This window comes from Dyadobacter sp. CY351 (genome assembly GCF_021502625.1).
Classification (GTDB): domain Bacteria; phylum Bacteroidota; class Bacteroidia; order Cytophagales; family Spirosomataceae; genus Dyadobacter; species Dyadobacter chenhuakuii.
This window is the reverse complement of record NZ_JAKFFU010000011.1, coordinates 1-26,395: the sequence shown is the minus strand read 5'-3', so window position 1 is coordinate 26,395 and position 26,395 is coordinate 1. Positions and strand designations below refer to the sequence as shown.

The window sequence follows — 26,395 nt, the reverse complement described above, 5'->3', positions numbered from 1 at the left end:
CATGAAAATAATCCAAAACCTTCTTTCTGACCAAGCCGTCACTTCCTTTGGATGGACTTTGATTCATTCCCTCTGGCAAGGCACATTAATCGCTGTGATCGCCGTAGCTGGCTTCTATCTGCTTCGCCGCCAATCTGCTAATCTGAAATACGTTTTTGGCGCCGGATTTTTAGCCGCTCAGGTTTTCGTATCCGGACTCACATTCATTTATTATTATTTTAAAGCAACCTCAGCGGCAATAGTGGACGCAGGCGTTGGCGCTAACTCCAATGAAATGATCCATTTGGCCAGTTCCACGATGAACCGTGCGATGGATTCACAACTTCCACTTTCGTTTAAGGTTCAGTTTTGGCTATCGGCCCATTTAAACGAACTGGTTGTATGTTGGCTCATCGGCGCTGCTTTTCTGCTCTTGCGTTTTGCAGGCGGATGGATCTTTACAGAAAGATTGCGCACAAAAGCCAACATTGTCATGGATAAAGAATGGCGTGCCCGATTTGGCGTGATGATCGCGAAAATGAATATTACGCAATCGGTTGAATTCCGGGAGTCCGCCAAAATTGTAACGCCTATGGTCATTGGAGCCCTTAGCCCGGTCGTGTTGATTCCGATCGGTTTGCTTTCCGGATTTTCGACTTCACAAGTGGAGGCGATTTTGGCACACGAACTGGCGCATATCCGTCGCAATGATTATTTGATCAACATGCTGCAATCTTTTGTTGAAGTTGTTTTCTTTTTCCATCCTGCCATATGGTGGCTATCGGACCGAATCCGGGCGGAACGTGAACATTGCTGTGACGACATTGCACTGAGCGTTTGCGGGGATAAAATGTCGCTGGCGCACGCATTGGTAAAAGTAGCCGAATGGCAGCACACCCCTGGTTTCGCGATGGCCTTTGCCTCTAAAAAACCATTGCTTTTACAACGGATTCAGCGCGTTATGGGCATAAGCCCTAAGCCTGCCAGGACACTTGGTAATTTCCCCATCATATTTTTTGCATTAAGTTTGGCCATTGGTGTTTCCGTTTATGCTGTCGCCCAAAAAAGTGACAAGCAAAAAGAGGCAAAAAAGATCACAAAACCGATCAGCAAAAAGCACAAGCAGCACACTTATAAAGTTAAGGAGGGTAATGTTTACCAAATTGCTGCTAACGAACCGATTGACATTCAAGTAGATGATGTTGCGGAAATAAGCATCCCAGATTTTGACATCCCTTCAATTGAAATTCCCGAGTTTGAAGTCCCTGAAATTGACTTCGCCGGTATGGCAGACGTTCCCTTCATGAACGACTCGACGCAGAAAAAGATGAACGAGATCCATCGCAAGCTGCAAGCATTGCAGGCAGAAATGGAGCCATATAATCAGCGTATTGAGGAGCTTAATCTCGAAATGGAAAAATACCGGTTCGAGGTGGAGCGTGTGGAAAGGAATATGGAAAAGCTCGATTGGAAAAAAGAAGGCGCTATGGAGCTGCGCGAAGATCTGATGGAAAAAAGATCCTCGCTTCTGGAAAAATCCCGTTCCAATGATGCCAAGATTAACGAACAGGAACTGGAAAAGCAACTGGCTGATTTCGAACAACAGATCAAAGCACAAGAGCAAACTATTTCCGAGCTGAATGCACAAATCGCTTCTACGAGAAAAGAAACATTAAAAGCAGAAGAGCCGATCCGAAATCTTGAAAAGGAAATGGAAGGCCTTCGTGAAAAGATGGAATTGATCGGTGAGAAAATGGGCGTTGAATCACTTGGTCTTGCGCGCTTCGAAGCCAGATCCATCCCAAGAGCAAGGGTTGCACGTGTTCCTCGACCCGCAAAGGCCACTTCTATCCGGAGCGGACAAGCGCCACCTCCACCGCCCGCGCCTGCAAAGGCAAAAGCACCGAAAGCTCCTGCTCCGCCCGCGGCACCAGCAGCACCAGCGGAAAAATAATTAGACAAAATGCAAATAAGCCGGTTACAGCAATGTGTAACCGGCTTTTTTGGAATATTTCAAATTTACTCTACTTCAATAATCACGTCATCACTCATGGGATGACTTACGCAAGTGAGAATAAATCCTTCATTCAATTCTGCCTCTGAAAGTGCATCCTCTTCGTCCAAATGCACTTTTCCGGAAGTACATCTGCCCAAGCAAGCCGTGCACATGCCCGCCTGACACGAGTAAGGCAGGTCAATGTCCATATTCAATGCCGCTTCGAGCACTGTTTCATGCGGTTTTACAGGTAATTTGTATTCCGCGCCTTCATAGAATAATGTGATTTCGCGCGTTTTCAATGTATCGTCTTCTTCATCCAAAGTCACTTCCCCAGGTTGTGCGGCAGTGGCGGTCATGAAGCTTTCTTTCCGGATTTTGTTTTCCGGAATAGCCAAAATCGCCAATGCCCGATGCGCTTCCTCCATCATATCTTCTGGCCCGCAAAGAAAGAATTCGGCCTCGGCCTTATTCAATGTAGGCAGCTTTTCAACGATTTTGAGCAAATGACTTTTATTCAAACGCCCCTTTTCCCCTTCCCAATTTTCCGACGGCTGACTTAATGTATGCACCACTTTCAAGCGCTCGCCATATTTGGCCTGTAATGCATCGAGCTTATCTTTAAAAATAATGCTTTCCTCATTCCGGCTGCCGTAAATCAGGAAAACTTCACTTTCCGGCTCGACCATCAACACAGATTTCAGTATAGAAAACAATGGTGTCACACCGCTTCCCGCTCCTATAAACACAACCTGCCGTGTTTGGTCGTCACTTTGTTTGGGAAAAAATGCGCCCATCGGCTCCATTACTTCCAATGTATCGCCGACTTTAATCGTATCCAAAAGCAGATTAGAAGCATAACCACCGGGCACCCTTTTGATCGTGATGGCCAGGGAAACATCCGTATAAGGCGAACTCGACATGGAATAGGAACGCCGGATTTTCTTATCATCAACCGGCAAAAGCAATGTTAAAAACTGCCCTGGCCTGTAAGCCACCACTTCATTCAGCGGATGCCAGAAATGCAGTGTCGAAGCCTCTTCCGTCTCCTTTTCTATTTCTTTAACCTTCAAAAAATAATACTTACTCATTATTCAAATGTTGCGATGAACGGCCGATCCCCTTGGGCCGGGAATACAAAAGCCTCACAGGTAACACCCATGAGGCTTTTATGATTTCAATTTATGTTATTTTAAAGTCGCTACGGCATCTTTAATGCGTTGCACCGCTTCTACAAGCGCTTCGTCAGCAGCCGCAGTTGAAATACGAATGCAATCCGGCGCGCCAAATCCCGAACCTGCCACGGTCGACACGTAAGAGTTGTTAAGCAGCCAGTTAGAAAAATCGTCCGAGTTGTTGATCGTTGTCGTTCCGTCCGATTTTCCGAAATAGTAACTCACATCCGGGAATGCGTAAAATGCTCCCTGCGGCATATTGACCTTAAATCCAGGAATTTCTCTCAGCAAGCCAACAACTAAGTCGCGACGACGTGCATAAGCTTTTGTCATTTCAATTGAAGGCTCCATCGGACCATTGAAAGCAGCTGTTGCCGCTTTTTGAGCGATAGAATTGGTTCCCGAAGTAACCTGGCCCTGCAATTTTTCAACACCATCCGCGATCCATTTGGCGGCAGCCGTAAAGCCAATCCTCCATCCGGTCATGGCATAACCTTTTGCCACACCATTCACCGTAATCACGCGTTCTTTCAAAGCAGGAATTGATCCCATGCTGAAATGTCCTTCGTCCGTGAAGTTGATATATTCGTAGATTTCGTCAGCCAGAACGTAAACGTCTTCATGTTTTTCAATCACAGCTGCGATCTCTCTCAATTCTTTTTCTGAGTAAACTGCACCGGTTGGATTGTTTGGCGAAGCATACATTACAATTCTTGTGCGCGGTGTAATCGCCGCTTCCAATTGTGCCGCCGTTACCTTGAAATCATTGTCAAAAGCACCATCGATAATCACCGATTTGCCCTCAGCCAATTTCACCATTTCCGAATAACTTACCCAGTAAGGCGCAAAAATTACTACCTCATCGCCTGGGTTGATCAAAACCTGGATCACATTAGCTAAAGAATGCTTGGCACCCGTTGAAACCACGATATTTTCAGGTTTCCAATCTATATTATTGTCGCGCTTTAACTTATCAGCAATGGCCTTTCGCAGATCAGGATAACCTGCAACGGGAGAATAACCATGAAAACCATCATCAATGGCCTTCTTAGCAGCCTCGCAAATGTGAGCGGGCGTCTTAAAATCGGGCTCTCCAACGCTCAGACTGATTACTTTGTGACCTTGTGCGGCCAATTCACGTGCCATTTTCGTCATCGCAAGCGTCGAAGATTCTTCGAGTGCGTTGATCCGGTCGGCCAATAACCGGGGTGCAACCTGGGTTTGCTCTGCTACTGCGGACATTGCAACAAATAATTTAGTTAAAGAAGGTACTGCGATCTGTATGAACAAATTGCCCGCAAAGGTACGTGTTTTTTAGAAGTTGTTTTGTGTAATGCAAAGAAAGATTTGTGAGAAGTAGCGGTGGGAATCAAATTAAATACCCAGCTCCGCCTTCACATCATCCAGAGAATGCCAGGTTTTATTTTCCGACTTTACCTTTATTGCTCTTAGATAATCGGCGAGGTCTTCTATGCTGTCAAAATCAGCCAGCTCGTTTACCAAAGATTCGTATTCGTCAATCGGCAGCACTGCGAACTTTGGTTTGCCGGATTCTTCGATTATTTGTGCATGTAGGTTCATTCGTAAATATGTTTTCGGTGGCCTAAATCGATGACCTCGATAATTCTCAAAGCATCTTCTTTGTCAAAAAGTATACGATAGTCGCCTATTCTCAAACGAAAAACGGCTATTGGATGGCTATGAAGTCTTTTTACATTTCGGGTGGCATCCGGATTGATCGATAGCTCTTCCAGCTTTTCCAAGATTTTTGAGGCGTCGCTTTTCGGGATTGCCTTCAAGCTTTTGAGGGCCTTGCTGGTAAAAATCAGTTTGTACATTGGAGTATAGTGTGCCTAGCTAAAATTAAGCATCGAATTCCAATTAGACAAACGAATGAGTGAATCAAAAAATTTAGATTAAAACACTTCCCCCAAATTCACAAACAACCCCCGCGACCCTTTCATGCCGAACCCATAGTCAATCGCCACATTAGCCCTTGATTTTTTGTTGACTTTGATTCTAAGCCCTACGCCACCGCCAGGTGCTATTTTGGTGAAGTTGTTGGCGGGCCAGTTGGAGACACTTTGAGCGTTGCCGAAGACTACGGCTCCCAGCAGTCCATTGCGGGTGAGGGACATGCGATATTCTGTTTCGAAATAGAGTAGCTTCGGACTTCGGAAACGGCCCTGGATGTAGCCGCGTCCCATGGCTGTGGCCGGGTCCCAGCCGGTGCTGGGGAGATCGAGGTAGGGCGCTTTTCCGCTTACTACTAGCCAGTTATAGTTCCAGAAAGCCAGTGTGTTTCTGCTGCCCTGCGGGAGGTTGAAGTATTTTCGGATATCTACAACCACTGAATTCCAGTTGCCGGTGCTGTTCAGCTTTTTCAGGCTGGATCGATATTGAATACTGGTGTAAAAGCCTTTTTCAGGGTTGATGGAATTGGTGCGGTTATCGTAGACCAAGGTGGCAACCGGGCCGGATGAGATAGATTTTGGCGTCAAGCCGTATTTAGTGACGTCGGCGTTGGTGTCTTCCATCAGGATGTCCCAGCGGTAATCGTAGAAAAATCCGAGACCTGCATAGAATGATTCTGTGACCTTTTTCAGAACTGTTTGATGCAGCCTGATGTGCCTGTAATCAATCTGTGAGGCGTCTTTTATTTCACTGTTTGGGCCGAGTCCATAAGTGTCCTGCGGATATTTGAAATAACGCCAGTCGGTGAGAATGTTCAGGTCGTTGTCCCGCGTCCAGATGCTGGCTTGCAGCGGAATGGTGATTTGCTTGTATTGGGTGTATATAAAATTGGCAGTAATACTTGATAAGCGCGTTTTATGCGGATCGCTGGAATAGAACGCGGAATTGACATTCATGGAACCGATCAGGCCCGAGGTTAATGTGTAGCCGAATGCAGGGACAATCGAGAACAAAACTTTTCCCGTTTTTAAAACCGTATCCACCTTAACCGAGTCCTGGCGATGCTTTTTCCGCAATCCTTTCAGCACATCGATAATGTCCTTTTGCAGAACGATTTTTTCAACAGAGTCCGCCTTTGCGACGGGCTGGTCGTCAGGAATTTGCATAGGCCGGCCATACATTTCCACACCTGTGAGCGACAGGCAGAGCAATAACAGCCATATGCGTAGAGAATTGCGTTTCAATTTATTTATGGGGGTAACATTTACATCAAAACAATACATACCAAAATGATACCCAAGCAAAAAGCCACCGATTCGCAAGGAATCAGTGGCTTTTTGTAAACAACTATAAGTGAATTATGCCAATGCTGCTTTCAGATTTTCATCGATTGCATCAAGGAATTCTTCTGTATAAAGATAATGCTCGCCGTGTTTCACGTCATTTCCGTGAATGTTCACTGCAAGGTCTTTCGTCATTTTACCGCTTTCAACCGTTTCGATACACACTTTTTCAAGGGCAAGGCTGAAATCGATCAATGGCTGGTTGTCGTCAAGCTTTCCACGGAATGCCAAACCACGCGTCCAGGCAAAAATCGATGCGATTGGATTTGTCGAAGTTGGTTTTCCTTTCTGGTGCTCGCGATAGTGACGTGTTACTGTTCCGTGCGCTGCTTCTGCTTCCATTGTTTTGCCATCCGGTGTTACCAACACAGAAGTCATCAAACCAAGTGAACCAAAACCTTGCGCAACTGTATCTGACTGAACGTCACCATCATAGTTTTTACAAGCCCAAACAAAGTTGCCTTCCCATTTCAATGCAGAAGCCACCATGTCGTCGATCAGACGGTGCTCGTAATGTACTTTTCGTGCATAATCGCTTTCGTAAACCTCCTGGAAAATATCCTTGAAGCGGCCGTCGTATTTTTTAAGGATTGTATTTTTTGTAGAAAGGTAAAGTGGCCATCCTTTGTCCAATGCAACATTAAAACAAGCATAAGCAAATCCACGGATCGACTCGTCGATGTTGTACATTCCCATCGCAACGCCCGGCCCTTTGAACTGATACACTTCGTGCTCGATCACATTGCCATCTTCGCCTTCAAACTTAATGGTGAGCTTTCCTTTTCCAGGAACAACAAAATCCGTTGCTTTATATTGATCTCCAAACGCGTGACGTCCTACGATGATTGGTGCGGACCAGTTTGTTACCAAACGAGGCACATTGCTCATTACGATCGGCTCGCGGAAAACCGTTCCATCCAGGATGTTACGGATTGTTCCGTTCGGCGACTTCCACATTTGCTTCAAATTGAACTCCTTAACGCGGTCTTCGTCAGGTGTAATCGTTGCGCATTTGATACCAACACCATATTCTTTAATCGCATTAGCGGCATCTATGGTCACCTGGTCATTGGTTTCGTCGCGGTATTCCACGCCCAAATCGTAATATTTGATATCCAGATCCAGATATGGTAGAATAAGTTTTTCCTTAATAAATTTCCAGATAATTCTGGTCATTTCGTCTCCGTCAAGCTCCACTACGGGATTTGCAACTTTAATTTTGCTCATGTCTTGTTTATAAACTATGGTTAAAGAATTTAAAATGCGAGCGTGAAAGTACAAACAATAGCGTAAAAAGGCGAAAAAAGGAGAACATTGTTAGGCGGTTAACTTTGAATGCATTCCGCTAAATTTCGATATTGCCAGGTGCAAAAAAACCAACAAATGATGGACAAAGCCGCGTTGCGTAAAGATTTCCTTTCCAAAAGAATGTCGCTGACGGAAGATGACAGTTTGGTCAAAAATAATCTGATCTGCCAGAATCTGTTTGCAGCACTTACATTAAAAGGATCGGAAACAATTCATCTTTTTTTGCCCCAAATCATTAAAAAAGAGATTGATACCTGGCAGATAATCAATCAATTACAAGCTTCATTTTCTCAAATCCGGATCGTTGCACCTTACGTCATTCCGGGCACCAAGGAAATGGAACATTATCTTTTGGATAAAAACACAAAGCTGATCACCAATCCATGGGGCATTCCGGAGCCGGATCCTGCGACTTCCATACGCGTCAATGTTGAGGAAATTGACCGGGTTTACATTCCGCTGCTGGCTTTCGACGAGCGGGGTTACCGGGTGGGCTATGGCGGCGGTTATTATGACCGTTTTCTGGCTAAATGTCGTCCTGACATTGTTAAAACCGGCCTTTCCTTTTTTGACCCGGTTTCTAAAATCGATGACATTGATCCTTACGACATGCCGATGAATGCCTGCATAATGCCTGAAAAAATCTGGACTTGGTAACTGATTTTCGTTTTCGTGGCTGAAATTCAGCGCATAAAATGTAAAAATCCACATTCATTCTAAATTTCCTCGTAAATTTGCGGCACTTTTCAACTGCTCAGGCAGCTGAAGGGATCAAATTTCTATCCACTTTTTATCTTAATGCTAGAATGAAAATCGCAGTAGTAGGCGCTACCGGTTTGGTAGGCGGCGAAATCCTCAAAGTGCTCGAAGAGCGTAATTTCCCGGTGACGGAATTATTAGCCGTTGCATCAGAAAGATCTGTTGGTAAGGAAGTTACATTCAAGGGTAAACAGATAAAGGTGATCGGATTTGAGGACGCGATTGCAGCCAAACCTGAAATAGCGATATTTTCGGCTGGTGGCAGCACGTCATTAGAGCTTGCACCAAGATTCGCAGAGGCGGGAATTACAGTTATCGATAATTCCTCGGCATGGAGAATGGACCCGACCAAAAAACTGGTTGTTCCTGAAATCAATGCAGGCGAATTGACCAAAGAAGACAAAATTATTGCAAACCCAAACTGCTCAACCATTCAAATGGTGGTGGTTTTGAATCCTTTGCACCAAAAATATAAGATCAAACGCGTGGTGGTCTCCACTTACCAGTCTGTAACGGGAACGGGTAAGGCGGCCGTTGATCAGCTTTTCTCGGAGCGCGCCGGCGATCACAGCCGCGGAAAAGTATATCCGCACCAGATCGACCTGAATGTATTGCCGCATATCGACGTGTTTTTGGATAACGGCTACACAAAGGAAGAGATGAAAATGACCAACGAAACGAAGAAAATCATGGGCGACGACAGCATTGCAGTAACTGCAACAACGGTTCGTATCCCAACGATCGGTGGTCACTCTGAGGCGGTTAACATTGAATTTGAAAATGAATTTGATCTGGATGAAGTGCGTCAGATCCTGAGCGAGGCGGAAGGCGTGATTTTGCAGGATGATCCTAAAAACGCGATTTATCCAATGCCATTAACAGCACACGGCAAGGACGAAACATTCGTAGGCCGCATCCGCCGCGACGAATCTCAGCCTAAAACATTGAACCTGTGGATTGTAGCAGATAACCTTCGCAAAGGAGCAGCCACGAACACCGTTCAGATTGCGGAGTTTTTAGCCAAGCATGATTTGGTAGGCGTTGCGCAGGCTGTTTAAGTTTAGAACAAAATAAGAGAGAAAGAAAGGAGCTGCTGAAAGGCGGCTTCTTTTTTGCCCCTAAATCCCCTGAAGGGGACTTTGCAGTTTACTAGTAAGAAGCAAGCCCCTTTAGGGGTTTGGGGCCAAGCACCATGTTATCGATCCACTTCTCCCATTACCACGTCAATAGAACCGATAACCGCCACCAGATCCGCTAGTAACGACCCTTTTGTAATTTCACCAATTACAGAAAGGTTATGAAAGCAGCATGACCTAGCCCTGCAACGAAACGGAACGTCGGACCGGCCGTCGGAGCGGAAAAAGAAGCCTAGCTCGCCTTTCGGACTTTCGCCACGAACGTAGAAATCCATTGCCTTGGGGCGAATTTTCTTGGGAACAACGGCCTGCGGATCGAAATCGCGGGTTCGCTTGTAGTCTCCCGTAAGTTGTTCGAGGCTTTGCTCGATTAATTTCACTGATTCCCAGCATTCTATCACACGCACCCACGTCCGGTCCCAGCAATCACCGGTTGTGCCCATAGCGCCTGTGCCGATAGGGATCTCAAAATCCAGCTCGGGATAAACGGAATAGCCGTCTACTTTTCTCAAATCATAACGCAATCCGGAACCGCGGAGCATCGGGCCCGTGCAGCCGTAATTAATGGCAACCGGCAAGGGCAATACGCCCACATTTGCTGTGCGCTGGATGAAAATCTTGTTATCAACTACAAGCTGCTGCAACTCCGTCAGCTTGGGTTTCAGATACTTTACAAATTCAAGGCAGCGTTCTTCAAAACCCACAGGCAGATCGTAAAACAAGCCTCCGATCCAAATGTAATTGTAAAGCATTCTCGCGCCGCAGGTCCATTCCAGCAAGCGGAGGATCTGCTCGCGGTCACGCATCATCCACAAGAATGGCGTATAAGCGCCAATGTCCATGGCATAAGTGCCCAGCGCGACGAAATGGGAAGCCAGCCGGTTAAGCTCTGCAACCACTACGCGGATATATTCAATACGTTTTGGAATATCATTTTCAATGCCGAGCATTCTTTCCACACCCATCACATAAGCATGTTCAGAATTCATCGACGCCACATAATCCAAGCGATCCACATAAGGAATAACCTGGTTAAATGGCAGTGATTCTGCGTGCTTTTCGAAGCACCGGTGCAGGTAACCCAAATGTGGGACTACATCTACGATTATTTCCCCGTCCGTAACCACTTCCAATCGTAAAACACCGTGAGTACTAGGATGTTGCGGACCCATATTCAACACCATTTCTTCTTTACGAAGCGTTTCGGAGCTGTATTTTGTGGGGCCTGAAACCGATAAATACTCGGGTTTATACTCGTATTGAATTGTATTGCTCATATGCTAAAATCTCACAAGCTTCTGATCATGGACTTCCACTTTTAATGGCCCGATCGGGCGTCCTTCGTTATGCAACCGGTCCACTGCCGTAACATAATATATGTATCTTTTTCCCGCCTCGGCCGTCATGTCTACATATTTTTCACCCTCGTAACACATGCCTATGATGCGTCGCGGGTCATGCGCCGTGGCTTTTTCTTCCGGGCCAAAGCGGTAAATGACATAGTACCAAGCCAAATCCCCGTCCGAAGCGGGCTCAGGGCGTTCCCAGGTTAGTTCGAGTCCTTTGGACAGCAATGTTGCTTTTAAACTTCTTGGAGACAATGGGGCAATGCGGTCTTTCCAGGGCATTGTAGGAACCAGTGATGGATAACGGAAAAAATCCTGGCGGAGTGAATCAACAAAGCCAAGACTGTTGCCTTTGAGCGAACGGGAACTGAAAAAAATCGCCCCATCCGTCTCGCTTTCCCGCAAGTACCGGACCTGATTAGGGATTTCCAATGGATTAGACCAATGTTTATCTCTATCTCTATAACCTACGCGGTAAGCGCCCATTCCTATATATAAATGTCTTTCGTATGAATTTTCGGTCCACCAATCAACCAGGTTCTTGTATGGAACACGTGAAAATCCAGACGAGAAATAAACCTGCGGTGCAATGTAATCGATCCAGCCTTCCTTGATCCAGCGCCTGCTGTCGGCAAAAAGGTCGTCATAGGAAGCCAATGCACCAAATGTTTTAGAACCTTCCGCATCGCGGTCTTTATTTCTCCAAACCCCGAAAGGACTGATCCCGAATTTAAGTTTCGGCTTAACCGCTGCCAGGCCGTCATGAATTTGTTTTACCAATAAGTCAATGTTGTGTCTTCTCCAATCCGCCTTATTGGCAAATCCTGCGCCGTACTTTTGGAATGTTGCCTCATCCTGGATAACCTGACCGGGAGCCGCGTAGGGATAAAAATAATCATCAAAGTGAATGCCATCGACATCATAATTTTTGGCCACATTCACTGTCATATCCGTGATAAACTGCCTAACCTCCGGAATGCCGAAATTGAATAGCTTGTATCCGTCATAACTGAGGATCCATTCGGGATGTATTTTGCTGACATTATCGGCCGAAACGCTGGTGGAAGACTTATGCACCAAGCGGTTTAAATTTAGCCACGCATGAAATTCAAGGCCGCGCTTATGCGCCTCTGTAACCATATAATCCAACGGGTCCCACATCGGGTAAGGCTGCCTCCCCTGCCGGCCGGTAAGCCATTCCGACCAGGGTTCAGGACTTTTGGCATAAAATGCATCACCCGCCGCGCGCACTTGCACGAAAACGGCATTCATTCCTACTCTTTTATGAAAATCAAGTAGCGTGGAAAACTCCTGTTGCTGTTGCTCTGGTATAAGATTTTTGCTGCTTGGCCAGTCTATATTATCAACAGTAGCGATCCATACTGCCCTGAATTCCCTTTTTGGAGGTAAAATTTCTTCAGTATCGGCAGTCTGGGCAATACAACTTTCCATTATAAACAGAAGCAATGTAAAGGAAAGCGCAACTATTTTAATTTTTTTCACTATCTAACCAATGCAAAATGTTAATCCAATCAAAGTAACGTAATTTGGAACAAAGTTAGCCGAGAACCGTCTTAAATTCATGTCATGACGGTTTCATTTGGCTTGATTCAAAGTAAGATTGCTATAAGGCGTATTCTTGACTTTGTTATATTTCTGGCGTCCAGGCGCAGATTCGACTTTGTTTAAGGACAAAGAAACAAACCATAGATTGTTGTAATTGTGAATAATTTTTCTGCATATTTATTGTGTAATTACAAGGATTTTTGTGACATAAAGAAAACAACAAGCTTTGCAAATGCAGCTAGTAACGTTTAAACCTACATCCCGTATTGGAACCATTTGTCAAAACCACTAAGAAAAACGTCCTGTTTGAAGTTGCATGGGAGGTTTGTAACCAAGTTGGAGGAATTTATACTGTAATACGGACCAAGGTCCCTGCAATGGTAGAAAGGTGGGAAGACAACTACTTCTTGCTAGGCCCATATTTTGAGAAAAAAGCGTCATCCGAATTTGAAATAATCAGTGATCTGGAGGATTCTCCGGCCGGCCGTGTTGTGAAGCGTATGCGCGACATGGGTTACAATGTATTTTATGGCTATTGGCTCGTCACGGGCAAGCCGCGCGTCATTCTATTTGATCTGGACAGCATCATGCATGAGCTGGACACCATCAAATTTAACCTTTGGGAACGCAGCAGGATTCCAACCATTAATGTGGAACACCTGGTGAATCAAACCCTTTGTTTTGGAGAATTCGTTAGGCTTTTCCTGAAAGAATATGCCGAAGAGAATGCAAAACGCGAGGAAATTTTTGCGCAGTTCCATGAGTGGATGGCCAGCAGCGGATTGCCTGACCTGAAAAGGGATAATGTTAAGATAGCAACCACTTTTACAACCCATGCCACTATGCTGGGCCGTTATCTTGCGCAGAATGTCAGCGGGTTTTACAGCAAGCTGCCCTTTTTCGATTGGGAACAGGAAGCGAAAAACTACGGGATCCTGGCGCAATGTTCGGTTGAACGGCAGGCAGCATTAAGTGCCCATGTATTAACGACGGTAAGTGATGTTACTGCCCGTGAATGCGAAGTTTTCCTGGGGCGCATGCCCGATCTGGTGACGCCTAATGGACTGAATGTGCAGCGCTTCCAGGCCGTCCATGAATTTCAAAACCTGCATTTAAAGCATAAAGAACGCATTCACGAGTTTGTTCTGGGACATTTCTTCCCGAGCTATTCATTTGATTTAGATAAAACACTTTACTTCTTCACTTCGGGCCGTTACGAATATAGTAACAAGGGTTATGACCTCACGCTGGAAGCATTGGCCCGCCTGAACTGGAAGATGGTCCAGGCGAATATGGATATGACGGTTGTCATGTTTATTGTGACCAAACAGCCTTACTATTCTGTGAATCCGGATGTGCTGCAATCGAGGGCGGTGTTGAATGAGTTGCAGGAAACTTGTACAGCCATTGAGAAAGAAGTAGGAGAAAAGCTTTTCCTGGCAGCAGCTTCGGGTGCTGACCATAAAATGCCGGATCTGAATAATTTCGTAGATGAATATTGGAGATTAAGGCTCAGAAGAACGATTCAAACTTGGAAAACGGATAAGTTACCTGCCTTTGTAACGCACGATCTGAAAGAGGAAGATGGCATTACGGAGTTTTGCAAGACAGCAAACCTTGTCAACAATGAGCGGGATAGGGTCAAGATCGTCTATCACCCTGATTTCATTTCTTCTACAAACCCACTTTTCGGACTTGATTACGGGCAATTTGTTCGTGGCTGTCACTTAGGCGTGTTCCCAAGTTATTATGAACCATGGGGTTATACACCATTGGAATGTGTAGTTAGAGGCGTTCCGACCGTAACAAGCGATCTTTCCGGTTTCGGAGATTACATTATGCAAATCATGCGGGATTATGAAAACCGCGGCATTTACGTCATCAACCGAAAATCCCAAACATTCACCCAAGCCGCCGACCAGCTCGCCGACATTCTCTTCAAATTCGTAAGAATGCAACGCCGCGACCGCATCATGCAAAGAAACCGCGTAGAAAACATCTCAGATGTATTCGACTGGATGAATTTAAGGTCTTATTATGACACCGCGCATGATCTTGCAGCGAAGCGGAGAAAGCCTTGATCAGATAAAGAATTAAATGAAGCCCATTTCAAATGTTAAATTTGAGTGGGCTTTTTTTGTGAGTAAGTTTACCCATAAACAATATACAATCGGAATAGAATGAACTACATCGAAGTTGACCTTAAAATTGACGCGGATTTTGTTGAAATATTGATGGCGGAGTTGGGGGAAGTGGGGTTTGAGTCTTTTGTGGAGACGGAGGAGGGGCTTTTGGCTTATATTCAGGAAAATGATTTTGATGCGCAAAACTTGCAGGATCTTACTGCCAAATACCTGGAATTAACGACAATAGCGGCCACGTGGAAATCGTTAGAAAGAAGAAATTGGAATGAGGAGTGGGAAAAAAGCTACGAGCCAATAGAAGTTGGTGACCAGATCCGGGTGAGGGCCACCTTTCACGAGCCGGACCCTGCATATAAATACGATTTGCTAATCCAACCGAAAATGTCTTTTGGCACCGGACATCACGAAACGACATGGCTCGTCATGAACGAGCAGCTGAGTTTGCCGCACCAAGGAATATCGGTCATGGATGTGGGTTGCGGAACAGGGATTCTGTCCATTCTGGCTGCAAAATTAGGCGCAGTGCATTTGTTGGGATTTGATATCGACGAATGGGCTGTTGAGAATACAAAAGAGAATTTTTTAATGAATAATCTAGCTGCCGAGGCCGGGGTTTTCCAGGGAACAATCACAGAAGTGCCGGAAGGACAAATGTTTGGCGGGATATTGGCCAACATTAACCGGAACATTCTATTAAGCGAGATCCCTGCTTACGTAAAACATTTACAGCCTGGCGGCTGGCTGGTTACCAGCGGATTTTATGAAACGGATCAAGCTGACATTGAGCAATGTGCATCGGAAAACGGTTTGACAAAAATCAATTCCAACACGCGCAATCAATGGGCCTGTGTTGTATTTAAAAGTTGAAACAAAACCAATGAGGATACTTCGTACTGCTTTACTTTTCTGCATTCTGGCATTAGCAGGTCAAACTGCGTCTGCGCAAAACCTGAAACTTTCGGATGATCCGGGACAGTTTATGGTGCAATTGCGCAAGCTCATGGACGGCAGCCGCAACCCGCAATACATCCGCTCCGCCGCGCAGCTAGACAGCGTGTGGATGTCGGCGCTGAATACTTCCCAGCAGACGAAGTTTATCAACATTGTCAAAACACAGATTTCCAAAGGGCAAAAAGCCGGGCCGGTTATGTTCCTGCTGATCCGGAATACGCATACATTTGCGAAGCAATCGCCCGAAAACCTGGAAGGGTTTCTGGATCTGGCAACCAGCTCGGGGCAGCAATATGATGGTAAAACATTGCAGAAAGTGCTGGAAACGGTCAGGACGATAAATGAAACCAAGAAACTTTACGCGGCTAATTACAACTCGCTTTACCTTTTAGAAGGAAGTTATAAATATCGTTTCGACACCACGAATGCGGTTGTGGCCAATGTCGAGGCCAATGTGGCTGCTGCAAATGACAGCTGGGACACGCCTGTTGACTCTAACTTTGTAATCACACCCAAATCCAATCCCCTGCCCGTTATTTCGGGAGCACTGCTCGATTTGCAGAATGCAACGTTCGCCATGGTTACCGCTGGCGATTCGGTTGTTTTCGGTCCGGCAAATGGCAGCGTTTCTTTGAAAGATGGGACTTTTGTAGGTAAAAATGGCAAGTTCAACTGGCAGGCAGGCGGTGATTCATCGATTTACGCCGATCTGGACAGTTATTCCTTCAACATTACGCAACCTAAACTGGTCGCGGAAAATGTAACCTTGCACAGTGATTCACAACTGGCGGCGCCTATCAAAGGAACATTGGAATATCGTGGTGTTAAGAAAATAAAAGGCCAGCCTGCTGCCTATCCGCGTTTTGTATCCAACGGCATCGACGCCCGTTTGAAGGAAACGCGTAAAAACATTGACTACAAAGGCGGTTTCGCGCTGATCGGGACGGAAATGTACAGCTCTTCCCTCAGCGATCTTCCCTCGACGATTAAGGTAAAATACAAGGATAAGCTCGCTTTCACTGCGCAAAGCAAGAAGTTCGTGCTCAAAGATTCGGTCATAGCGGCCTCCTTTGCAACTTATTCCATGCCGCTTGGCAGCGATTCCCTCTTTCATCCGGGCGTGACATTCAAATACAATGATGACGAAGGGTTGGTAAAACTGGGCCGGGTGGAACGGACGGATTATGCGCCGCTTCCTTATAAAGACACTTATCACAAAATGAATATCTGGTCGCAGGCAATGCGGTGGCGGTTTCCGAATGATAAGGTGGAATTCTTTCGCATTAATGGCAAGCAGGTTGCGCCTGTGAAGCTGGAATCGCTGGATTATTTCAAAAAGGAGCGTTTCAAGGACATTAGCAAGGAATATGGCTTCCAGCCGCTGATTATGGCGGCGAATTATACACAGACTGAGAAAAAACAAGCTTTCCTATCCGACGATCTGGCCAGGAAATTCAAGCAGAAGCCGGAAATCATGCGCAACACATTGCAGCGCTTGACACTTGAAGAATATTTCCTTTACAATAAGGCAACGGACGAATTTGCATTAAGCAAAAAAGGAATTCTGTTTGTGCTGGCAAACCTGGATAAGGCTGATTATGACAACTTCCAGGTCACTTCTCAATTTACGGCCAATGACGAAACGGCGAACGCGACGATTTACCTGCCCGACACCATGTTAACCGTTATGGGCGTTTCGCGTTTTGTTGTGAGTGATTCTTTAAAAATTTATGCGGTTCCGCAGGACAAAAAACTGATCATTGGCAAAAACAGGAATTTCACATTAAATGGTCAAATGGTTGCCTCCAATTACCAGTTCAGAGGGCAGAACATTAAGTTTGACTACAACCAGTTTTTTGTAAATGTGGCTCCTTCGGACTCCATTACATTTACGCCGCGTGACAAATTTGCGAAAGGCCAGAAAGGCGAAGTGGGTGGTCACGTGAAATATGAAAAGGGTGGAACATTCTATTTGAGTGATCCAAAAAACAAATCAGGGCTGCAAAAAGGCGTCAAAAAGTCGCCTCGACTGGTGGTTGAGGATGGAATGATGGTTTATTTCGATCAGCCTGAGCGGGGAACTGTCGTTTACCCGAGAGAAGTCAATTTCAAGATCCCAAAGATCGATATGGGCGGTCTGGATGAGCGTGACGTGATTTTTGAGGGAACATTCAATGCAAACGGCATTATCCCGAACATTCAAACGGTCCTGAAAAGCATGCCCGACAACTCGCTTGGCTTCGAATACAAGCCGCCGGTGACGGACATGAAATTGTATGACGGAAAAGCGCTGGCCAGGTTTACGGACACGCTGACAATGGACAACACGGGTCTGCATTCCAAAGCAATTTTGAAATACATGTCGGCCTCGATGACAGCCAAGAATGTTCTGCTCACCGCCGATTCATTAATGGCCTCCGGTGAAGTGGCCAGCATTAAGGAAGCGACCATTGGAAAAGGCTATTTCCCTGCTGTTCAGTTGAAGGATTATGCATTGAAATGGTATCCCAATGCAGACAGCATGTTTATCAACACACAGGGTAAATCCTTCTCATTTTATAATGGAACTACGAGCCTGGAAGGCGGGCTGCTGTTGCGCTCGACGGGGTTATATGGAAACGGAAAGCTGAAAAGGGCTGATTCTGAGCTGTCTTCGCCCGACATTAAATTTAATAAAGACGGCTATCTGGCCAATCGCTCCGAATTTGCCATTAATAGTGTTGATCAAAAATCAACAAAGAAGCTGCTTACGGGTAAGAATGTGAACATTGATTTCAACTTCAAAACCGGCATCGCCAACTTCCTGACCGACGAAACGGGCTTCGGCACTGATTCCTCAGGGATGGAAATTCCCACAGCTTCATACAAAACATTGATCGGCAGCGCGAAGTGGGATATGGCTAAGAAGACGATCCTGATGAAAGGATTTGGCGAAACCTCTTCGTACACATCAATGGACCCGGACCAGGAAGGGCTTACATTCAATGGTTCTGAGGCCATTTATGACGTTGAAAAAGTAACATTGAACATTAAGGGCGTTCCTTTTATTCAAACTGCGGATGTGAAGATCATCCCGGACGGTGGGTTGGTAAGCGTGGATAGCAAAGGGAAAATTGCTCCGTTGAAAAAAGCACGCATTGAAATTGATACATTAAACACCTCACACAGAATGCGCGACGCGGACATCCGCATCGATTCCCGCAACCATTTCGAAGGATCTGCCACATATCAATACATTACGGCCCGGAAAGACACATTCAATATCAAGATGCAGAATTTTGAATTGAGGGAAATTGGCGCGGCAGAAGAAGGAAAGAAAAAACGTGCTGATAACCAGGCTCCCCCTGCTGTCAAATACTACACAACTGCGCGTGCAGACATTAAGGAAACGGAAAACCTGCTTTTATCGCCCCGCATTCAATATAAGGGAGGCATTAACTTGATCGCGTACGAGCCGTCGTTGCAACTGGATGGGTTTGTAAAACCTGTTATTAAATTCAGAAAGGATTTTCAGAGCTCATGGATTGTCTACAAAGATGCGCCCGGCGAAACGGTGGCTATCAAAATTGACAAAGACCTGAAAAACGAGCATGACATTCCACTTTCGGTAGGCTTGCATTATAATGAAGCAAAAGGCATGTATATGTCGTTCCTTTCGCCCAAGGATTCGGATGGCGATGAGGACATTTATTCTGCTCAGGGTGCTTTGAATTATGATGAGGATGAAAAAGCATTCAAAGTAATGCCGCCTCCGGGCGCCGATGGGCTTATCGATGAAGCTAATGCTTTGCGTTTTGATGATAAAACCGGCCTGGCAACATTCTCCGGCCCTTTGAAACTGACCGGCGCGACCTGGCTGCAAGCCGTAGGAACGGGTGAAGCACAGGTAGATAGCGCCCGGTTCTCGTTCAATACGATGCTGTTAATGAAACTACCGGCACTGGAACCGATCTCGCAGCCCTTAGCAGCCAAAATCGTCGAAGTTAACCTGGAAGAGCAAAACAGCACGGCCGCTGATGATGATGCGGAGCAACTGAATAATAAGCTTTCCGCATTAATCGGCCCCAAAGCAACGGATGCTTATGCCAAGCTCACTGCGGCAGGTTACAAGCCGCTTTTTGAGGCCTCCCCGGCGCTGGACGTGCCTATGCTTTTGTCCAATGTGAACTTGAAATGGTCTGCCTCACATGGGGCATATTATTCGCAGGGGCCGATTGGCGTGGCGAATTTGGGTAGAAACAACATTAATGCGCAAATGGAAGGGGTCCTGGAAATCAGGCGGTCTGTGGATGGGGATGAATTTAGTTTGTATTTGCAGGCGTCCCCGGATGTGTGGTATTATTTTGACTACAAACTCGGTGAGTTGGGAGTGGTTTCGTCGCAGGTTGACTTCAATGATCAGATTACAGCGAAGTCGAAAAATGTGAAATCGAAGGATATGTCGCTGGTGTCTATCGGGTCTGAGGAGAAGGATGCATTTGTAAACCGCTTCGATGATTTTTACCAGCCAGCGATCAAGAAAGCTAAGTTAGCGGCTAAAACAGCGAAGAAGAAAGTGGTTCCGGCAGAAGCTAAAAAGAAGAAGGTGGAACCTGCCGAAGGATTTTGATGTCTTTGTAGAAGTGGCAATAGTTAATGCTACAAATTGAAAAAATGCTTGTATAATGTTAGTTTTGTATCCTTTTTGCTTGTAAAATCCCCTCGCTATCGTATTTTTGGACAAAACATTTCAACGTTTAAAATTTTCTGCGAATAGTACAATATGAGTATTGCCTTATTAATAACTACGATTATCGCTGCCTATTTGTTGGGATCAATCCCGAGTTCAGTTTGGTACGGAATAGGATATTTTGGAATTGATGTAAGAAAACATGGCAGCGGAAATGCCGGCGCGACAAACACTTTCCGGATTTTGGGAAAACGCGCAGGGACGGTTGTAATGCTGATTGATGTATTGAAAGGTTGGACAGCAACATGCCTCGCTTCGATGCTGTTTTATATGAATGCGATCGGCGAGACGGAGCTTTTGATGTACAAAATCATTTTTGGGATCATCGCTATCATCGGTCATATTTTCCCGGTTTTTGTCAAATTTAAAGGCGGTAAGGGAATTGCTACATTGCTTGGTATGGTGCTCGCTATTCAGCCGGAACTTGCTTCTGTTTGCATCGCGATTTTCATTCTGACATTACTGGCTTCGCAGTATGTTTCGTTAAGTTCTATTCTGGCAACGCTTGCGTTTCCGGTGCTTTCCTGGCTGGGCGTCTTTGGCCATCCGGAGCCGTTGCTGATCGTTTTTGGGTTTACAATGTTTGTGCTGGTTGTCTTTACACACAAAAAGAACATTGTAAGGCTTATGAATGGCAATGAAAACAGGGTAAGTCTTTTTGCAAAATCAAAAGCGAACAACGGTCGCTAACAGATATAATTTCAAAAAACAGCCTCTAAGGATCGACCTTAGGGGCTATTTTTTTATCTTGCCCGGCCGTTCAGCGGCACATTAAACCACTAACTTCTGACCTGATGCTTGATTATATTGATAAAAACCGCGACCGATTTTTAAATGAGCTTCTGGATCTGCTGAGGATCCCGTCTGTAAGCGCCGATTCTAAATTTAAGCCAGACATGCTTAAAGCAGCCGAATTCGTGCGTGATCGGATTGCAGAGGCTGGCGCGGATCGTGTTGAAATTTATGAAACGGCTGGCCATCCGGTTGTTTACGGCGAAAAGATCATTGATCCAGCGCTTCCTACGGTGCTTATTTACGGACATTATGACGTCCAGCCAGCTGATCCGTATGAGCTTTGGAATTCCCCGCCATTTGAGCCGGTGATTAAAAATGAGCGCATTTATGCAAGAGGTTCCTGCGATGATAAGGGCCAGTTTTATATGCACATTAAGGCACTGGAAACCATGCTGGCAACCGATAACCTGACTTGCAATGTAAAAATTATGATCGAAGGCGAAGAAGAAATTGGCTCTTCGAATCTTGGATCATTTGTCAGCGCACATAAGGAAATGCTGAAATGCGACACCATCCTGATTTCCGACACAAGCATTATCGCCAATGATGTGCCTTCCATTGAAACCGGCTTGCGCGGACTGACTTACGTAGAAGTGGAAGTCGTAGGGGCCAATCGTGACTTACATTCGGGCGTTTACGGCGGTGGTGTGGCTAACCCCATCAATGTGCTTTGCGAAATGATTGCGTCGCTTAAAGATGAAAACGGGCACATTACCATTCCGGGCTTTTACGACAATGTGGAAGAGCTCACCACCGAAGAACGGGCAGCATTAAACGCAGCGCCATTTGATCTGGAAGAATACAAAAAAGATCTCCATATCAACGACATTATGGGCGAGGCTGGTTACTCGACCATTGAAAGAACTTCCGTGCGGCCAACATTGGATGTGAACGGAATTTGGGGTGGCTATATCGGCGAAGGTGCGAAAACCGTGCTTCCATCGAAGGCAAATGCAAAAATTTCCATGCGCCTGGTGCCTAACCAAACGGACGATGAAATCCTTGCACTATTTACCAAACATTTCGAATCAATCGCGCCAGCATCTGTAAAAGTGAAGGTCTCTCCACATCACGGCGGCCTGCCTTATGTCACGCCAACCGATTCTGTGGAATATAAGGCTGCAGAAATGGCAATGGAAGAATCTTTTGGCAAGAAACCAATTCCAACCCGCGGCGGTGGAAGCATTCCTATTGTCGCATTATTTGAGCAAGAGCTAGGCTGCAAAAGCATTCTCATGGGCTTTGGACTTGATATTGATGCTTTGCATTCTCCTAACGAGAGTTATGGGCTATTCAATTATTACAAAGGCATCGAAACGATTCCGCTGTTTTTTAAACATTATGCGGAGTTGAAAGTTGTAAAGGCATAAAAAACCTGGCAAGCTTAAAACTTGCCAGGTTTCATCGTAGTCTTTGTAATGACGCAGTGATAAGATCTTAGCGCTTCCTTCGCTGGTCGCGCTTCATCTTTTTAAGATTAGCAATGGCCGCCTTGGCTTCTTTATCCTGACTGGTTTTCTTGTCAGCTTTGTCAGCCGCCAGCTTGTAGTAGCGCAACGCTTCATCGTAATCTTTTTTAATCTCTGCTATTTTACCCAATCCAATTAACGATGAAACGTAGTAACCGGCGTTCATTGAGTTGGTTTGGGTGGAATAGTCAATGGCTTTCTGATAAAATTTGGACGCAGCATCATAATTTTTGTGATACGTCATGTTATAATAAGCAAGCACATAAGCAGCATTGCGGCCACTTACGCCTTCATAACCCGGCATTCCGCTGCTTATTTTATCAATAATGTTCTGCGCAGCCTTTTCGGCTTCGGCCATTTTGCCTGTTACAAATGCGGTCCGGCAAAAATAACGCTCGAAATACGGATTGTTGGGATAGGTCTGCCACATGTATTTCGCCATTTCATATGCTTTGCTGTACTCATTCTCCATGCTGTAAATCTGCAAGAGAAAGTAACGGGCTTCCACACGCGTGTAAAATGCATTGTTTCCTACTTTTTCCAATTGCTGTTCACCGAGCTTCTTGTTGCCTTTTGGAAAAAGCGACATGATGGGCTTTAAAATCGGATATTCTTTCGGGACCCATTCCGCATAATAATTGTAAAGTCCGTCGCCAAAGAGCAATTCCGGCGTCAGATCGCCATTTCCTTTGCATTGTTCAAAGTATTTCAAAGACTTCTTGCCAGCAAAAGCCGCTTTTGTCCAGCTTTCTCTTTCGGCATACAACCGTCCTTTGAATGCATAAGCCGCAGCCAGGAAGAATGCAGGCTCTACTTTATTTTTCTCTTTATCATAAAGCACTTCCGCCAGGTTAATGGTGGAATCCATTTGTGCGAGAAAAGCCTTGTCGTGCGATTCATTTTCCGTATTCGGCACGATTTTCCACCATTCGGCAAGTCCCATCAGAAAGTGCGGCATAGGATGCTTTGGATAGCGATATTTCAGCCAGCGGAATTCAGTGTCCGCTTCCGCAAATTTGTAATTATAAAGCATATTAATCGCCTCTGTGGATTCAATCTGAACGCTGGGATTTTTCAGGATCATATCGTAATTCTTGTCCAGTTCGGCCGAAGAATACAATTGAGCAGAGGCAAATTGAATGGAAAATGCAGTTAAGAAACAGTATGTGGCTATATGTATGAGTAGGCTTTTCATATCAGGGGTAAATCTCCCTAATTAACGCCGGAATTTTATTTTACGTTTGCCACAGGCCGGGTTTTTGAAAAAAGAGTTAATATTGATCCTCAGACCGTTCCGCAGTTTCTGACAAACCATTTTTAAGTTATCCATCACCTGTAAGGGATTTTGGTAAAATCGACACCTCTTAATATGATCAATATTCTTGATAAAAAATTCGTCCCTCTTATTACTACGGAAGCTATTGAAACACGCATTACTGCGCTTGCAAAAGAGATCTCTACGGATTACGAAGGCCGTTGTCCGCTTTTCATTGTTGTACTGAATGGCGCTTTCCTTTTTGCAAGTGAATTGGTTAAAAGAATTCCCCTATCCTGCGAAATTACATTTATTCGGCTGGCCTCTTACTCACAAACGCAATCCAGTGGCTCGGTGCGGGAAATTATAGGTCTGAATGACAGTATTGAAGGCCGGGACATTATCATTATTGAAGACATTGTAGACACGGGATTAACAATGGCGCAATTGCTGCGGCAGATCAATGAACTTTCGCCTGCGTCCGTAGCCATTGCCACGTTACTGCATAAACCGGAAGCATTGAAAACGCCTGTCGACATTCGTTACACGGGTTTTAACATAGATAATAAATTTGTGGTGGGTTATGGGCTCGATTATGACGGCATGGGCCGCAATCTGGATGCTATTTATGTTTTAGCCTGATTTAAGATTACATTATGAACATACAATTTTTCGGAGCCGCAAGAACCGTAACTGGTAGCAAACACCTGATCACTACTGAAAAAGGGACTAAAATATTACTGGATTGCGGGCTGTTTCAGGGCATCCAGACCGACGAGCTGAATGAGAAATTCGGCTTCAAGCCATCCGAGGTGGATTACCTGATTTTATCTCACGCGCACATTGATCACTCGGGATTGATTCCGCGGCTGGTTAAGCAAGGTTTTTCCGGCCCTATTTATTGTACAGCTGCCACGGTAGACCTTTGCAGGGTTATGCTGTTGGATAGCGCGCATATTCAGGAAAAAGATTTGGAGCGGATTAATCGGCGAAGGGAAAAACAAGGCCGCCCGTTGCTGGATGAGCTTTATAACACCGAAGATGCCGTTCATGCACTAAGCTTGTTTAAAAGTGTGCAGTATGGCCAGACATTCTATCTGGGAGAAGAAAAAGAAGTTGCAGTTGTATTAACAGATGCCGCGCATTTGCTGGGCAGCGCCGCGGTTCATATGACCATTCCCGACGCAGGTACATATAAGCAGGTAACATTCACCGGTGATATTGGACGCCCCGAAGACAGAATTCTACGTAAACCCGACGTTTTCCCGCAAGCAGATTTCATTATCTGCGAATCAACCTATGGCGATCGCCTACATGAGAAGCAAACCGACATGCAGGGCCATCTTTTGGAGATCGTTCATGAGACTTGCGTCGTAAGGAAAGGCAAACTGATCATTCCGGCATTCGCCATAGACCGCACGCAAGAGCTTATATATGCATTAGACCAATTATCGAGCTCAGGAAAATTGCCGCAGATCCCAGTCTACATCGACAGTCCCCTGGCAATCCGTGCCACTAAGATTATGAAGGAGCACGACGAATGCTTTAATCCGGAAATTCTTGCTTACATTGAGAAAGACGGCGATGCATTTGCTTTCCCTTATCTGAAATACATTTCTGACGTCAATGAATCCATTGCGCTCAACGATAAGGACGAACCGTGCGTCATCATTTCTGCATCCGGAATGGCCGAAGCAGGGCGAATTAAGCATCATATCAAAAACAACATCGGGGATGCCCGGTCAACCATTCTATTGGTTGGCTACGCATCTGGCAATACACTCGCAGGAGCGTTGAAAAGAGGCGACAAGCAGGTGAATATATTTGGCGAGCAATTCGAGGTGGAATGCCAGGTAAAATCCATGGAGTCGTTTTCAGGGCATGGCGATTACAACGAAATGCTTGACTTCCTTTCTTGCCAGACCCCCGAGCGGGTTAAGAAAGTGTTTCTGGTTCATGGGGAATATGAAACCCAGGTTGCTTTCAAGTTGAAGCTGCAAGCGGCAGGATTTAAAGATATTTTGATTCCAGCTCAGTTCGAGAATATCAAACTATAAAAGTTTCTATTTTTTAGCTGCTTCCAGCTGGTTAAAAAGAAAACATTACTATTTTTGCCAACCAGTTTTTTATGCCGAAGTGGTGAAATTGGTAGACACGCACGTTTCAGAGGCGTGTGGGGGTTGCCCTGTGTGGGTTCGAGTCCCATCTTCGGCACAACATTAGGACCTCAATAAGCTATATGATAGCGAGTTGAGGTTTTTTTGTGTCTGACAAAAAGCGTATTGCTCGTTTGGCCATGTCCTAGTCAACTTTCTAGACGTCAAAGCAAAAAAAGACGATCCTTTTGAGATAGTCTTTTTCACATTTCGGGATTCCCTCAATCACAAAAAAAGACCATCCTTTTGAGATGGTCTTTGAATGGTATTGTGGCGGCTACCTACTTTACCAGGTTTGATCCAAGTATCATCGGCGGTTCTGGGCTTAACTTCTCTGTTCGGGATGGGAAGAGGTGAACACCAGGCCAATAGCC

At 45.4% G+C, this 26,395-nt stretch carries 19 protein-coding genes, 1 tRNA gene and 1 rRNA gene; 11 read left to right on the top strand and 10 right to left on the bottom strand.

The genetic code is table 11. The annotated features are described in order from the left end of the window. Window position 1: 1 nt before the first annotated feature. Window positions 2-1,933 carry a M56 family metallopeptidase gene (locus L0660_RS19205; RefSeq protein WP_235160907.1) on the top strand — a complete coding sequence of 644 codons (1,932 nt, stop codon included), beginning with the start codon at window positions 2-4 and terminating at the stop codon, window positions 1,931-1,933. Window positions 1,934-1,998: 65 nt separating this feature from the next. Here the strand turns inward: L0660_RS19205 and L0660_RS19200 are convergent, their stop codons facing one another. From L0660_RS19200 to L0660_RS19175, 6 genes are all read right to left on the bottom strand, one after another. After that, a complete protein-coding gene (locus L0660_RS19200; RefSeq protein ID WP_235160904.1) occupies window positions 1,999-3,066 on the bottom strand; it encodes a ferredoxin--NADP reductase in 1,068 nt (355 codons plus the stop codon). A gap of 96 nt (window positions 3,067-3,162) precedes the next feature. Continuing rightward, window positions 3,163-4,392 carry a pyridoxal phosphate-dependent aminotransferase gene (locus L0660_RS19195; protein ID WP_235160903.1) on the bottom strand — a complete coding sequence of 410 codons (1,230 nt, stop codon included), beginning with the start codon at window positions 4,390-4,392 and terminating at the stop codon, window positions 3,163-3,165. A gap of 132 nt (window positions 4,393-4,524) precedes the next feature. Next, window positions 4,525-4,731, bottom strand: a complete 207-nt coding sequence (locus L0660_RS19190; RefSeq protein WP_235160902.1) for a prevent-host-death family protein — start codon at window positions 4,729-4,731, stop codon at window positions 4,525-4,527. After that, on the bottom strand, window positions 4,728-4,988 hold the full coding sequence (locus L0660_RS19185; RefSeq protein ID WP_235160901.1) for a type II toxin-antitoxin system RelE/ParE family toxin: 261 nt from the start codon (window positions 4,986-4,988) through the stop codon (window positions 4,728-4,730). Before L0660_RS19185 ends, L0660_RS19190 begins: the two co-directional genes overlap by 4 nt. Window positions 4,989-5,066: 78 nt before the next feature. Beyond that, entirely contained in the window at window positions 5,067-6,308 is a 1,242-nt protein-coding gene (locus L0660_RS19180) for a hypothetical protein (protein WP_235160900.1), read from the bottom strand. Between the two features lie 114 nt (window positions 6,309-6,422). Next, window positions 6,423-7,634, bottom strand: a complete 1,212-nt coding sequence (locus L0660_RS19175; protein ID WP_235160898.1) for an NADP-dependent isocitrate dehydrogenase — start codon at window positions 7,632-7,634, stop codon at window positions 6,423-6,425. A 156-nt stretch (window positions 7,635-7,790) separates the two neighbouring features. On the opposite strand from L0660_RS19175, the gene L0660_RS19170 reads away from it, so the two are divergent. Together L0660_RS19170 and L0660_RS19165 are read left to right on the top strand one after the other, a co-directional pair. Beyond that, window positions 7,791-8,372, top strand: coding sequence for a 5-formyltetrahydrofolate cyclo-ligase (locus tag L0660_RS19170; protein WP_235160894.1), 582 nt, complete (start codon window positions 7,791-7,793; stop codon window positions 8,370-8,372). 149 nt (window positions 8,373-8,521) lie between these two features. Beyond that, window positions 8,522-9,532, top strand: coding sequence for an aspartate-semialdehyde dehydrogenase (locus tag L0660_RS19165; RefSeq protein ID WP_235160893.1), 1,011 nt, complete (start codon window positions 8,522-8,524; stop codon window positions 9,530-9,532). Window positions 9,533-9,669: 137 nt separating this feature from the next. Here the strand turns inward: L0660_RS19165 and L0660_RS19160 are convergent, their stop codons facing one another. Beyond that, a complete protein-coding gene (locus tag L0660_RS19160; protein ID WP_235160890.1) occupies window positions 9,670-10,887 on the bottom strand; it encodes an NADH-quinone oxidoreductase subunit D in 1,218 nt (405 codons plus the stop codon). 3 nt (window positions 10,888-10,890) lie between these two features. Continuing rightward, window positions 10,891-12,408, bottom strand: a complete 1,518-nt coding sequence (locus L0660_RS19155) for a glycoside hydrolase family 10 protein (protein ID WP_235160888.1) — start codon at window positions 12,406-12,408, stop codon at window positions 10,891-10,893. A 380-nt stretch (window positions 12,409-12,788) separates the two neighbouring features. On the opposite strand from L0660_RS19155, the gene L0660_RS19150 reads away from it, so the two are divergent. The 5 genes from L0660_RS19150 to L0660_RS19130 all read left to right on the top strand — a co-directional run bounded on the left by L0660_RS19150 (window position 12,789) and on the right by L0660_RS19130 (window position 22,511). Next, window positions 12,789-14,603 carry a glycogen synthase gene (locus tag L0660_RS19150; RefSeq protein WP_233799192.1) on the top strand — a complete coding sequence of 605 codons (1,815 nt, stop codon included), beginning with the start codon at window positions 12,789-12,791 and terminating at the stop codon, window positions 14,601-14,603. Window positions 14,604-14,702: 99 nt separating this feature from the next. Then, window positions 14,703-15,533, top strand: a complete 831-nt coding sequence (gene prmA, locus L0660_RS19145) for a 50S ribosomal protein L11 methyltransferase (RefSeq protein WP_235160885.1) — start codon at window positions 14,703-14,705, stop codon at window positions 15,531-15,533. A gap of 10 nt (window positions 15,534-15,543) precedes the next feature. Further along, the gene (locus tag L0660_RS19140; protein WP_235160884.1) at window positions 15,544-20,226 is read left to right on the top strand and encodes a hypothetical protein; all 4,683 of its coding nucleotides are present in this window, start codon (window positions 15,544-15,546) and stop codon (window positions 20,224-20,226) included. Window positions 20,227-20,379: 153 nt separating this feature from the next. Next, window positions 20,380-21,036 (top strand): glycerol-3-phosphate 1-O-acyltransferase PlsY, encoded by a 657-nt coding sequence (plsY, locus tag L0660_RS19135; RefSeq protein WP_026631898.1) that lies wholly within the window; start codon window positions 20,380-20,382, stop codon window positions 21,034-21,036. A 104-nt stretch (window positions 21,037-21,140) separates the two neighbouring features. Further along, window positions 21,141-22,511, top strand: coding sequence for a dipeptidase (locus tag L0660_RS19130; RefSeq protein ID WP_235160879.1), 1,371 nt, complete (start codon window positions 21,141-21,143; stop codon window positions 22,509-22,511). Window positions 22,512-22,578: 67 nt separating this feature from the next. Here L0660_RS19130 and L0660_RS19125 read toward each other — a convergent pair whose 3' ends face one another. Continuing rightward, window positions 22,579-23,805 (bottom strand): lipopolysaccharide assembly protein LapB, encoded by a 1,227-nt coding sequence (locus tag L0660_RS19125; RefSeq protein WP_235160877.1) that lies wholly within the window; start codon window positions 23,803-23,805, stop codon window positions 22,579-22,581. Between the two features lie 174 nt (window positions 23,806-23,979). Here L0660_RS19125 and hpt point away from each other — a divergent pair, with 174 nt between their 5' ends. The 3 genes from hpt (at window position 23,980) to L0660_RS19110 (ending at window position 26,079) form a co-directional block, all read left to right on the top strand. After that, window positions 23,980-24,507, top strand: a complete 528-nt coding sequence (gene hpt / locus L0660_RS19120) for a hypoxanthine phosphoribosyltransferase (protein WP_235160874.1) — start codon at window positions 23,980-23,982, stop codon at window positions 24,505-24,507. Between the two features lie 14 nt (window positions 24,508-24,521). Next, window positions 24,522-25,922, top strand: coding sequence for an MBL fold metallo-hydrolase RNA specificity domain-containing protein (locus tag L0660_RS19115; protein WP_235160873.1), 1,401 nt, complete (start codon window positions 24,522-24,524; stop codon window positions 25,920-25,922). Window positions 25,923-25,995: 73 nt separating this feature from the next. Further along, window positions 25,996-26,079: transfer RNA gene (locus L0660_RS19110), tRNA-Leu, on the top strand. 210 nt (window positions 26,080-26,289) lie between these two features. Here L0660_RS19110 and rrf read toward each other — a convergent pair. Then, window positions 26,290-26,395: ribosomal RNA gene (rrf, locus tag L0660_RS19105) — 5S ribosomal RNA — on the bottom strand; the annotation flags it as partial.